Annotated in this window: 11 protein-coding genes; 1 reads left to right on the top strand and 10 read right to left on the bottom strand. The window is 61.4% G+C overall.

The window, feature by feature from the left end; genetic code table 11:
- The 10 genes from gspK to HMPREF9538_RS32430 all read right to left on the bottom strand — a co-directional run.
- Positions 1–416 (bottom strand): type II secretion system minor pseudopilin GspK (gspK, locus tag HMPREF9538_RS07430; RefSeq protein ID WP_009485794.1); only part of this gene is annotated, 416 nt, incomplete at its 3' end.
- Positions 413–1,009 (bottom strand): type II secretion system minor pseudopilin GspJ, encoded by a 597-nt coding sequence (gspJ, locus tag HMPREF9538_RS07425; protein WP_004222700.1) that lies wholly within the window; start codon positions 1,007–1,009, stop codon positions 413–415. The genes gspK and gspJ, both read right to left, overlap by 4 nt.
- Positions 1,006–1,371 carry a type II secretion system minor pseudopilin GspI gene (gspI, locus tag HMPREF9538_RS07420; protein WP_002889025.1) on the bottom strand — a complete coding sequence of 122 codons (366 nt, stop codon included), beginning with the start codon at positions 1,369–1,371 and terminating at the stop codon, positions 1,006–1,008. The genes gspJ and gspI overlap by 4 nt, the downstream gene beginning before the upstream one ends.
- Positions 1,368–1,883, bottom strand: a complete 516-nt coding sequence (gspH, locus tag HMPREF9538_RS07415) for a type II secretion system minor pseudopilin GspH (protein WP_004213437.1) — start codon at positions 1,881–1,883, stop codon at positions 1,368–1,370. The genes gspI and gspH overlap by 4 nt, the downstream gene beginning before the upstream one ends.
- Positions 1,883–2,305 (bottom strand): type II secretion system major pseudopilin GspG, encoded by a 423-nt coding sequence (gspG, locus tag HMPREF9538_RS07410; protein WP_002889054.1) that lies wholly within the window; start codon positions 2,303–2,305, stop codon positions 1,883–1,885. Before gspG ends, gspH begins: the two co-directional genes overlap by 1 nt.
- Positions 2,306–2,325: 20 nt before the next feature.
- Positions 2,326–3,540 (bottom strand): type II secretion system inner membrane protein GspF, encoded by a 1,215-nt coding sequence (gspF, locus tag HMPREF9538_RS07405; protein ID WP_009485795.1) that lies wholly within the window; start codon positions 3,538–3,540, stop codon positions 2,326–2,328.
- Between the two features lies 1 nt (position 3,541).
- Positions 3,542–5,035, bottom strand: a complete 1,494-nt coding sequence (gene gspE / locus HMPREF9538_RS07400; RefSeq protein WP_004151936.1) for a type II secretion system ATPase GspE — start codon at positions 5,033–5,035, stop codon at positions 3,542–3,544.
- Positions 5,032–7,005: a GspD family T2SS secretin variant PulD gene (pulD, locus tag HMPREF9538_RS07395; RefSeq protein ID WP_004151935.1), complete on the bottom strand. Its 1,974-nt coding sequence runs from the start codon at positions 7,003–7,005 to the stop codon at positions 5,032–5,034. The genes gspE and pulD overlap by 4 nt, the downstream gene beginning before the upstream one ends.
- Positions 7,006–7,014: 9 nt before the next feature.
- On the bottom strand, positions 7,015–7,857 hold the full coding sequence (gene gspC, locus HMPREF9538_RS07390; RefSeq protein ID WP_020317203.1) for a type II secretion system protein GspC: 843 nt from the start codon (positions 7,855–7,857) through the stop codon (positions 7,015–7,017).
- Complete coding sequence (locus tag HMPREF9538_RS32430) at positions 7,842–7,979, bottom strand: hypothetical protein (protein ID WP_004219434.1); 138 nt, start codon at positions 7,977–7,979, stop codon at positions 7,842–7,844. Before HMPREF9538_RS32430 ends, gspC begins: the two co-directional genes overlap by 16 nt.
- Positions 7,980–8,163: 184 nt before the next feature.
- On the opposite strand from HMPREF9538_RS32430, the gene pulA reads away from it, so the two are divergent.
- Positions 8,164–11,472, top strand: coding sequence for a pullulanase-type alpha-1,6-glucosidase (gene pulA, locus HMPREF9538_RS07380; protein ID WP_032420645.1), 3,309 nt, complete (start codon positions 8,164–8,166; stop codon positions 11,470–11,472).
- Positions 11,473–11,493: the final 21 nt, after the last annotated feature.

The raw sequence follows: 11,493 nt of genomic DNA on the forward strand, positions 1-11,493 counted from the left end.
GGGGGCGCCTCGCCGAGCAGCGCCAGCAGCCGAACGAAGACGTTGGTCGGGTAGGGCGTTCCGTCGCCAGCCTCATCCGCGCGATGGTCAATAGCATTGAGGTTGAAGCAGGCGTGCCCGTCGCGGATCGTGGCGCGGATTTCGCCATCGTCGAGGGTAAAGCGGCGCCCCTCCTGCGCCCAGGTTTGCGCCAGGTTCGTTTGACTGGGCGAGTCCAGCGCATCGCGTTGCAGCAGCGCGGCGGCCATGTTTTCCGCCGCCAGGGCGTACCATCTGGCCTGCAAATTATCGAGGGTCACGGCGGTATGCTGATACATGACCGCGGTGCGCTCGGTCATGGCGCTGGCGAGGATCATCATCAGGGCGAGGATGAACAGCACCATCAGGAGCGCGACGCCGCGTTGCCGATTTATCACTGGCCGCCTCCCGGGGTGAGTAAAAACAGGCGGGTTATCTCCCCGCTGTTCGCCAGCGTCAGGGTGATCTCCAGCCCCTGCGGCAGCCTCTGCGGGCGGTCCCAGGTTTCCTGCCAGCGCCCGTCGGCGTAAAACCGCAGGCGAAACGCCGTGACCTCGCGCAGCAGCACCCGGACCGTCGGCTGGCTGCCGGTCAGCGGATCCTGCTGATCGAAGCTCAGACGCTCAAGCCGCTGCTGGCGCAGACGGTAGCTGACGTTCTGGATCTCCGAGCGCGGGAGGATCCCCAGCGGGTTTGGCCAGCCGCTGCGGCTGAAGGCCAGTCCCCAGTCGTCGCTCTGCAACTGGAAACGTCCGGCGAAGAAAAACGTGTCGCTGTTTCTGGCGCGACGGGGAATGATGTGGGTGACATCGTCGGCTATCTGGCGAAAGGCGCGCTGGAGGGCCGCGATCTGCTGGCTTTTCTCGCGGGTCAGGCCATCGGCGCGGATGACGTTCTGCAGCACCATCACGGCGGCGGCGCTGAGGACGGCGAGAATAGCCAGCGCCAGCAGCGTTTCAATCAGGGTGAAACCGCGCATCCTGGTTATCATGGCGGCGTCACCCAGGTGCGCAGGGTGGCCAGCGGCGCGGGATCGCTTTTTTGCCGCCGGACCTCCACGTCCAGCGCCCGCAGCTGCGGCAGCGCGGTTTCCACTCCCTGCCAGCGGACAAACCAGCGCGTCCCGGCGGCCTCCACGGTGGTTTCAGACCAGCTGAGGGCAGGCCAGCGTTTCTCCAGCCGCAGCTGCACCAGCTGGTTATCCGCCAGCCAGCTGGCGAGGATTTTCTCTTCCATACGCCCGAGCTGGCGCGTCTGCTGCAGGGTGGACTGCATCACCGCCAGGCCAGCGAGGGCGAAAATCACCAGCGCGACCATCACTTCGATAAGCGTCATTCCGGCTTCACGCTTCATGGCTGCTCCCGCGCCGCCAGCGGCTGGCTGTCGCCCTGGGCGTCGACGTTGATGCCCGTCGCGGCGTCAATTCGCAGCTGAAACGGCGTGACTTCACCGCCGGGAAAAATAAGCACGTCGGGCTGCTCGCCCGGCGTCCACGCCTGGCCGTCGGGAAAGCGCAGCGTCAGCCTGGCCCGCGGGAGGGTTTCCGCCGTGGTGACGCGTCCGGCCTGCAGCGGCAGCCACTGCGCGTTGCCCCACCGGTCGTCAGCCGCCGCCGGGGCGCTATCGTCGGCAGGCTGCAGGCGCATAAACTGCCAGCGCTCAGGGTGGATGATAATGCCGAAGAGCTGACCGGTTTGCTGCCCGCGCTCGCGGACAAAATCCAGTTGCGTCTGAAAGCGCGCCAGGATCTGTGTGGCCTCCTGGGTGCGGGCGGAGGGAAACGCCAGCAGCACCATGCTGGCGCTGACGCCGATCAGCAGCAGGACCAGCATCATCTCCAGGAGGGTGAAACCGCGCTGAGACACTATTTCTTCCCGAGGGTCCAGTTGCCGATATCGTCATTGGTGTCGGGCATCCCGTCCGGGCCGACGCTGAAGACGTCGATGGCGCCATGCTGACCCGGGCTTAACAGCTGATACTCATTCCCCCACGGGTCCTGCGGCAGACGGCGGATATAGCCGCCTTCCGGGTAGTTGCGGGCATGCGGCTCGGCGGCCGGAGCGGTCACCAGCGCCTGCAGTCCCTGTTCGGTGTTGGGGTAGCGGCTATTGTCGAGTTTATACATGTCCAGCGCTCCCTCGAGCGCCACCAGATCGCTGACCACCTTCTGGCGGTCCGCTTTCTCCTTGTTGCCCATCAGGTTAGGCACCACCAGGCTGGCGAGAATGCCGAGAATGACGATCACCACCATAATTTCCAGTAACGTGAAACCGCGTTGCCGTTGCATAGTTTTCTCCATTAATACAGTTACATACTCATAAGGGTGTTCAGTTGCAGGATCGGCTGCAGGATGGCCAGCACGATAAACAGCACCATGCCGGCCATGGTGACCACCAGCAGAGGCTCAAACAGGCTGAGGGCCATCTGGATCTGCGCGCTCAGCTCCCGGTCCTGGTTCTCCGCCGCGCGCTCCAGCATGGCGGTCAGTTCGCCGCTCTGTTCGCCGCTGGCGATCATGTAGCGCATCATCGGCGGAAACAGGGCGGTGGATTCCAGCGCCCGATGCAGACTGACGCCTTCGCGTACCGATTCGCTGGCCGCCGCCAGCTGGCTGCGCGCCCAGGCGTTGCTGAGGACGTCGGCGCTGATGCGCATCGACAGCAGCAGCGGCACCGCGCTGGCATTGAGAATGCTTAAGGTGCGGGCGTAGCGCGCGCTGTTGACGCTGCGGGCCACGCGGCCGATGACCGGCAGGCGCAGCAGCGCCCGGTCCCAGGCGAGCCGCCGGGCGGGCTGGCGCAGCAGATAGCGCAGCGCCAGCAGCGCCAGTAACGACAGCAGCGCCAGCCAGGGGCCCGCGCTGCGCACGATGTCGCTCAGGCTCATTAGCAGCCGGGTAGAGAAGGGCAGGGCCTGTTTAAGATGGACAAACTGCTCAACGACTTTCGGCACCACGGTGGAGAGCAGAATGGCGATCACGCTGATAGCGACCAGCGTCAGTACGATGGGGTAGATCATCGCCTGCAGCAGGCGGGCGCGGAGCTGCTGGCGCTGCTCGGTATAGTCAGCAAGCCGGTTCAGTACGCCGTCGAGATGGCCGGAGGTTTCGCCGGCCGCCACCATGGCGCAGAACAGCCCGTCGAAGCAGGCGGGATAGCCGCGCATCGCCTCCGCCAGCGAGTGGCCTTCGAGCACTTTGCTGCGCACCCCGGCCATTAACGTTCTTAGCGACGGCTTTTCGCACTGCTGGGCGACGGCATCGAGCGCCTTTTCCAGCGGGATCCCGGCGGCAACCAGAGTCGCCAGCTGGCGGGTGAGCAGGGCTAAATCACCGGTGCTGGTACGTCGGGTAAGGGATCCGCCGGCCCACAGTCGCCGCGCCGGGTCGGCAGTTGTCACTTCCAGCGCCAGCCAGCCCTTGTCCCGCAGCAGCTGGCGGGCGTGGCGGGCGGAGTCGGCCTGCTGAAGGCCGCGACGGGTTTTGCCCTGCGCGTCCAGCGCCTGATAGCGAAACAGGGCCATCTTAGACGCTTTCCGTCGTTTGCTGTTCGGTGACCCGCATCACCTCCTCCCAGCTGGTGATCCCCGCCAGCGCTTTGTCGCGTCCGGCATGACGCAGGGTTTGCCAGGCTGGCCCCAGCTGCTGGATCAGGGTGATCTCGTTCTCGCCGCGGTGGATGGCGGCGCGCACGCGATCGTCGATTAGCAGCAGTTCATGGATCCCGGTACGCCCACGATAGCCGATGAAATTACACTCCGGACAGCCTTTGGGCTGCCACAGCCGCGCGCCGACCGGGACCGCCATCTGCCGGGCGGTGTTGGCATCCGCCTGCCAGGGCTGACGGCAGTGCGGGCACAGTTGGCGCACCAGCCGCTGCGACATCACTGCCAGCAGCGAGGTGGAGAGTAAAAAAGGCTCCACGCCCATATCCTGTAGACGGGAAATGGCGCCCAGCGCGCTGTTGGTGTGCAGGGTCGACAGCACCAGGTGCCCGGTCAGCGAGGCCTGAACGGCGATCTGGGCGGTTTCGCCATCGCGGATTTCGCCCACCAGCACTACGTCCGGATCCTGGCGCAGGATGGCACGCAGGCCGCGGGCGAAGGTCATCTCGACTTTGGCGTTGACCTGGGTCTGGCCTATGCCCTCCAGCTCATACTCCACCGGATCTTCAATGGTCATGATGTTGCGCTCCCGGGCGTCGAGGCGGCTGAGGGCGGCGTAGAGCGTCGTGCTTTTCCCGGAGCCGGTCGGACCGGTGACCAGGATGATGCCGTGCGGGCGGGCGATCAGCGCATCGACCCGATCGAGCAGGGCGGGCGGCATGCCCAGCGTCAGCAGATCCAGGTTGACGCTGTTTTTGTCCAGCAGACGCAGGACGACGCGTTCGCCGTGGCTGGAGGGCAGGGTGGAGACGCGCACGTCGATTGCTCGCCCGCCGATGCGCAGCGCCATGCGGCCATCCTGAGGGACCCGCTTTTCGGCAATGTCCAGACTGGCCATCACCTTGATGCGCGAAATTAACAGGGCGGCCAGCCGCCGCTGCGGGCGCAGAATTTCCCGCAGCACGCCGTCGACGCGAAAGCGGATCTGCAGATGGCGCTCGTAGGTTTCGATATGAATATCCGAGGCTTTCTCTTTGATGGCCTCGGTGAGCATGGCGTTGATCAGGCGGATGATCGGCGCGTCGTCCTCGCTGTCGAGCAGATCGTCGGTGTCCGGCAGCTCTTCGGCGAGGGTATAGAGGTCGAGCTCGTTGCCGATGTCGGCCATCATGCGGTGCGCCTCCGCCGAATCACGCTGATAGCTGAGCACCAGCACTTTCTCGAACGCGTCCGGCGCCAGACGGCTGACGCGCATCGGGCCGTCCGCCAGGCGGCGCGCTTCCAGCAGCGCCCGGGCGGCGGTATCGGGGCGGCACAGCGCTTCGCAGCATTCGCCGTCGCTGAGCAGCACAAGATGGTGCGCGCGGGCCCAGGCGAAGGGCAACAGCGGACGGCGTTCGGCGGCTGGCGTCATGGGCGGCCTCCGAGATTGAAGGCGTCAATGGCGGCGCTGACCTGGCGGAAGGCCTGGGTCTCCTGCTGCGGATAGATGTGCAGCAGGTCGTTGCTGAGCGACGCTTCGCTGCTTTCTTTACCCCGCTGTTTAGTTTGCGCATTGTTGAAGGCGGTGTACTGGCCGGAAGAAGCCTGGCGGTACTCATCGCGATCGCGAATGATGGTCGGGCGGATAAACAGCATCAGGTTGCGTTTCGACACTTTCTTGCTGTCGGAGCGGAACAGGGCGCCGATCACCGGGATATCCCCGAGCAGCGGCACTTTGTCAGCGGTATCGGTGACGGTTTTATCCAGCAGCCCGCCAACCACCACCGTTTCGCCGCTGCCAACCAGCACGGCGTTATTCACCGTCCGGGTATTGAAGGTCGCCCCGAGATCGCTGCTGGTGCTGGAGGCCGAGTCGGCAACGCTCGATACCTCCTGCTCTATCTCCAGCAGCACCGCATCGCCTTCGTTAATCTGCGGCTTCACCTTCAGTTTAATGCCGACGGTTTTGCGCTCGACGGTATTGAAGATGTTGTCGCCTGAGGTGGTTTGCGAGCCGGTTAATACCGGAACTTCCTGGCCGACGTTAAAGGTGGCTTGCATGTTATCGAGGGTGACGATGCTGGGGGTGGCCAGAATATCGTTCTTGGTACTGCTGGAGAGGGCGGTGAGCAGCATCGCCCAGTTCCCCTGATAGAAGCCGGCGGCGATACCGTTAAACGAGCCGAGGGCGCTGGCCAGCGAGCTGCTGATGGTACCGTCTTTGTTGTACTGGTTGGCGCCGGCGATAGCCGTCGATATCGGCAAACCGCTGTTGGTGAACTGCGTCATGCCGGCGTTTTTGTTTGCCCACTGGATACCGAGATTAAGGCCATCGGCATCCTGCACTTCGGCAATAATCGCCTCCACCAGCACCTGCGGGCGGCGGATATCGAGCTGGGCGATCACCCGCTCAAGATCGTTCATCACGTCCGGCGCCGCGGTGACGATCAGGGCGTTGGTCTGGCCGTGGGCTTTGATAATAATATTTTTGTCGATCGCGGCCACTGGCCTGGCGCTTTGCTTGTCGCTCTGCAGCGAGCTGCTGATCCCGGTCAGAACCTCCACCAGATCGGCGGCTTTGGCGTACTTCAGGTAGATCACTTTGGTGTTACCCTGTACCGCCTGCTGGCGGTCGAGCTGTTTGATCATGGCGATGATGCGCTGGCGCGAGTTTGGTTCGCCGCTCACCAGTACCGCGTTGGTGCGCTCATCGGCCACCACGTTCGCCACCATCGAGCCCGGCAGCGCCGACTTGCTGGTATCTTTATTAAGCTCGGTAACCAGTTTGACCACTTCCGCGGCGGAGGCCCAGGAAAGGGGCACGGTCACCACGCTGCGATCCCCGGCGTTGTCGACGCGCTCGACAATGGTCAGCAGGCGTTTGATAACCGCCGCGCGGCCGGTCATCAGCAGTACGTTGGAGGGCTCATAATGGACCACGCTGCCGGCGCCAGCGTTATCGTTCAGCTGGCGGAGCAGCGGGGCGAGATCGCGGGCGGCGACGTTGGTCAGGGGCACCACCCGGGTGACCACTTCATCGCCTTCGCCCGGCGCGGCCGCGCTGGCGACCGGCACGGCCGAGGTCTTGGCGTCTTTGGCGCGGACCACTTTTAGCACGCCGTTATTCATATTGATCACGGCGAAGCCATATACATCCAGCACGCTGAGGAAGAATTGATAATATTGTTCTTCATTGAGCATATCGTAACTGCGCACGGTGATAGTGCCGCGTACGCTGGGATCGATAATCACCGTTTTATTCAGGTTTTTGCTGACGGTATTGATAAATTCCTGGATATCGGTGCCTTTAAAACTGGCGGAAAATTCCTCCGCGGCGGCCGGAGAAAATAGCAGCGGGGTTAATATCAGCAGCGCAGGCAGCATTTTTCGCAGGCTTTTCATGGTTGGCAATTATTCATCCCCCAGCGCGAAAGCAATATCGTGTCGTTGGCCTTCCCGCTCAACGGTTAGCGTTATTTCGGTCATGTCGGCCAGATTCTGCAGCGCCTGTTGCGCTTGCTCCTGGTCGCGTAAATCGATGCCATTTAAGGCAATCGCCAAATCATTTGCCTGCAGGCCGGACTGGCGAAACAGCGAGGCGTCTTTGCCTGGGTTTAGTCGATAACCCAGCAGTTTGTCGCCGCTGAGTACCGGCGAAATAGATAAATAAGTGAGGATATTTTGCGGCTGTTCGCGGAGTCGCTTCACGAGGGGCGGGTTGCCCGCGGCGGTGGGCGGCGGCGACGGCGCGCGACTGTCGTTAAATAATAAAATGGCCTCTTTGCGCCTCTGATAATTGACGATGATCCGGTCAGGCAGAATGGCGGCGATCCGCGCATCATATCCTGGGAGGGGATCGCCCGTGCTAAGGCTAACCTGCTGATTTCCCTTTTCGATAATAGCGATGGAGCGCGCCGGGTTGCTGCTGGCGAGTAGCCCGGCCAGGCGTAGCTTCAGGCTGGAAACCGGCACCTGATTGAGACTGGCAGCATCCGTTGGCGTGGGGCTATTTTTCACCGCCAGGCCAAACAGGGTAAATGCGGGCCGCACATTTTTTAATTCCGGATCTGCCGGCGGAGGCATGGTTAACGGTAGAGCGGAAATATCCTCAGGACTCACAGGGAATACCACGCGCCAGGTTAATTTCGCCAGCTGTGGGATAGCGGTTATTAATATGATGAGCGTCACAATTTGTGGTAATAATTTAATTATCCCTTTATTTATATTTGTTAACCTCATCACAGAAACTGGCATTTTAATTCCTTTGCTAATTTATTTTTCTGCACGTTGGCGTAATACCCTACCGAAACAGGTAGGTGATTATTGGCTTTTGAATTATTTATTGCCGGAGAGTGGCGATAAGCGTGGCGAATCATAATCAGTTTGCGGTTTCGGGTCGTCATTCCCTTTATTGATTTACTCCCCCGGCTTCCTACGCCCCCCGCTCATTTGTGGGGGATGATTGCGCCTGGGAAAGCAAAAATATCTAATTAGCGCGCTGTAAAGATATTCATCCTTTCTTACCTTTTATAATTTAATAAGCATATTAGGGACTATCGAATGCTCAGATATACCTGTCATGCCCTATTTCTTGGATCGTTAGTATTATTGAGTGGCTGTGATAACAGCTCTTCCTCTTCTACCTCTGGCTCACCGGGTTCACCAGGCAATCCTGGCAACCCAGGCACTCCCGGCACGCCCGACCCGCAGGATGTCGTCGTCCGCTTACCGGACGTTGCCGTCCCAGGCGAAGCGGTGCAGGCTTCCGCCAGGCAGGCTGTCATTCATCTCGTCGATATCGCCGGCATCACCAGCAGCACGCCGGCCGACTATGCGACGAAAAACCTCTATTTATGGAACAACGAAACCTGTGACGCGCTGAGCGCGCCGGTGGCGGACTGGAATGATGTCAGCACCACGCCGACCGGCAGCGACAAATATGGCCCTTACTGGGTGATCCCGCTGACTAAAGAGAGCGGATGCATCAACGTTATCGTCCGCGATGGCACCAATAAGCTTATCGACAGCGACCTGCGCGTCTCTTTCAGTGATTTCACCGATCGGACGGTATCGGTCATCGCCGGCAACAGCGCGCTCTATGACTCCCGCGCCGACGCCTTCCGCGCCGCCTTTGGCGTGGCGCTGGCCGATGCGCACTGGGTCGATAAGACTACTCTGCTGTGGCCGGGTGGGGAAAATAAACCCATTGTGCGCCTCTATTACAGCCACAGCAGTAAGGTGGCCGCCGACAGTAACGGCGAATTTAGCGATAAATATGTCAAGCTGACCCCCACCACCGTCAACCAGCAGGTAAGCATGCGCTTCCCGCATCTCGCCAGCTATCCAGCCTTTAAACTGCCGGATGATGTTAACGTCGATGAATTGCTGCAGGGCGAGACGGTGGCGATAGCCGCGGAAAGCGATGGGATCCTGAGCTCAGCCACCCAGGTGCAGACCGCCGGCGTGCTGGACGATACCTATGCCGCCGCCGCCGAGGCGCTGAGCTATGGCGCCCAGCTAACCGATAGCGGCGTGACCTTCCGCGTCTGGGCGCCCACGGCGCAGCAGGTCGAGCTAGTGATCTATAGCGCGGACAAGAAAGTGATAGCCAGTCACCCGATGACCCGCGACAGCGCCTCCGGCGCCTGGTCCTGGCAGGGGGGAAGCGACCTGAAGGGCGCCTTCTACCGCTACGCGATGACGGTCTACCACCCGCAGTCGCGTAAAGTCGAGCAGTACGAAGTGACCGATCCCTACGCCCACAGTTTGTCGACCAACTCGGAGTACAGCCAGGTGGTCGATCTCAACGACAGCGCGCTGAAGCCGGAAGGCTGGGACGGGCTGACGATGCCGCACGCGCAGAAAACCAAAGCCGATCTGGCGAAAATGACGATTCACGAATCGCATATTCGCGATCTCTCCGCCTGGGATCAAACCGTTCCTGCGGAGCTGCGCGGTAAGTATCTGGCGCTCACCGCCCAGGAAAGCAATATGGTCCAGCATCTGAAACAGCTGTCGGCCTCGGGCGTGACCCATATTGAGCTGCTGCCGGTCTTCGATCTGGCGACGGTCAATGAGTTCAACGACAAGGTCGCCGATATTCAGCAGCCGTTCAGCCGCCTGTGCGAGGTCAATAGCGCGGTGAAGAGCAGCGAGTTTGCGGGCTATTGCGACAGCGGTTCGACGGTTGAAGAGGTGCTGACTCAGCTGAAGCAGAACGACAGCAAGGATAACCCGCAGGTGCAGGCGTTGAATACGCTGGTGGCGCAGACCGACTCCTATAACTGGGGCTACGATCCGTTCCACTACACGGTACCGGAAGGATCCTACGCCACCGATCCGGAAGGCACGGCGCGTATTAAAGAGTTCCGCACCATGATTCAGGCGATCAAGCAGGATCTGGGAATGAACGTCATTATGGACGTGGTGTACAACCACACCAACGCCGCCGGCCCGACCGATCGCACCTCGGTACTGGATAAGATCGTCCCCTGGTACTACCAGCGTCTGAACGAAACCACCGGCAGCGTGGAATCGGCTACCTGTTGCTCCGACTCGGCGCCAGAGCACCGGATGTTCGCCAAGCTTATCGCCGATTCACTGGCGGTATGGACCACCGATTATAAGATCGATGGCTTCCGCTTCGACCTGATGGGCTACCACCCGAAAGCGCAGATCCTCTCGGCCTGGGAACGCATTAAAGCGCTGAACCCGGATATCTACTTCTTTGGCGAAGGCTGGGATTCCAACCAGAGCGATCGCTTTGAAATTGCCTCGCAAATCAATCTCAAAGGCACCGGGATCGGCACGTTCTCCGATCGTCTGCGCGACGCCGTGCGCGGCGGCGGGCCGTTCGACTCCGGTGACGCATTACGCCAGAACCAGGGCGTGGGCAGCGGGGCCGGCGTTCTGCCGAATGAGCTGACCACCCTGACCGACGATCAGGCGCGTCACCTCGCCGATCTGACCCGTCTCGGCATGGCCGGTAACCTTGCGGACTTTGTGCTGATCGACAAAGACGGCGCGGTGAAGAGAGGCAGCGAGATTGACTATAACGGCGCGCCAGGCGGCTATGCGGCTGATCCGACGGAAGTCGTGAACTATGTGTCAAAACACGATAACCAGACGCTGTGGGACATGATCAGCTATAAAGCCGCTCAGGAGGCGGATCTCGATACCCGCGTCCGGATGCAGGCGGTGTCGCTGGCGACGGTGATGCTCGGCCAGGGGATCGCCTTTGACCAGCAGGGCTCGGAGCTGCTGCGCTCTAAATCCTTTACCCGCGATTCGTATGATTCCGGCGACTGGTTTAACCGCGTGGACTACTCCCTGCAGGACAACAACTACAACGTCGGTATGCCGCGCAGCAGCGATGATGGCAGCAATTATGACATTATCGCCCGGGTGAAAGACGCGGTGGCTACTCCGGGTGAAACGGAGCTCAAGCAGATGACCGCGTTTTATCAGGAGCTGACCGCGCTGCGTAAATCGTCTCCGCTGTTTACCCTCGGCGACGGCGCGACGGTGATGAAGCGCGTGGACTTCCGCAATACTGGCGCCGATCAGCAGACGGGTCTGCTGGTGATGACCATCGATGACGGGATGCAGGCTGGCGCCAGTCTGGACAGCCGTGTCGACGGCATCGTGGTGGCGATCAACGCCGCGCCGGAAAGCCGGACGCTGCAGGACTTCGCCGGCACATCGCTCCAGCTGAGCGCTATTCAGCAGGCGGCGGGCGACCGGTCGCTGGCGAGCGGCGTGCAGGTTGCCGCTGACGGTTCGGTCACGCTGCCGGCCTGGTCGGTTGCCGTTCTCGAGTTGCCGCAGGGCGAGTCGCAGGGCGCTGGCCTGCCGGTGAGCAGTAAATAACATAACGTAGGGCGCCCGTAA

Origin of the sequence: Klebsiella sp. MS 92-3 (assembly GCF_000195655.1) — a bacterium.
Taxonomy (GTDB): Bacteria; Pseudomonadota; Gammaproteobacteria; order Enterobacterales; family Enterobacteriaceae; genus Klebsiella; species Klebsiella pneumoniae.

What these genes read in the sequence shown, in the direction of transcription:
- gspJ (WP_004222700.1), bottom strand. Translation starts at nt 1,009, where the DNA reads ATGATAACCAGGATGCGCGGTTTCACCCTGATTGAAACGCTGCTGGCG.
- gspI (WP_002889025.1), bottom strand. Translation starts at nt 1,371, where the DNA reads ATGAAGCGTGAAGCCGGAATGACGCTTATCGAAGTGATGGTCGCGCTG.
- gspG (WP_002889054.1), bottom strand. Translation starts at nt 2,305, where the DNA reads ATGCAACGGCAACGCGGTTTCACGTTACTGGAAATTATGGTGGTGATC.
- gspF (WP_009485795.1), bottom strand. Translation starts at nt 3,540, where the DNA reads ATGGCCCTGTTTCGCTATCAGGCGCTGGACGCGCAGGGCAAAACCCGT.
- gspE (WP_004151936.1), bottom strand. Translation starts at nt 5,035, where the DNA reads ATGACGCCAGCCGCCGAACGCCGTCCGCTGTTGCCCTTCGCCTGGGCC.
- pulD (WP_004151935.1), bottom strand. Translation starts at nt 7,005, where the DNA reads ATGAAAAGCCTGCGAAAAATGCTGCCTGCGCTGCTGATATTAACCCCG.
- gspC (WP_020317203.1), bottom strand. Translation starts at nt 7,857, where the DNA reads ATGCCAGTTTCTGTGATGAGGTTAACAAATATAAATAAAGGGATAATT.
- HMPREF9538_RS32430 (WP_004219434.1), bottom strand. Translation starts at nt 7,979, where the DNA reads ATGATTCGCCACGCTTATCGCCACTCTCCGGCAATAAATAATTCAAAA.
- pulA (WP_032420645.1), top strand. Translation starts at nt 8,164, where the DNA reads ATGCTCAGATATACCTGTCATGCCCTATTTCTTGGATCGTTAGTATTA.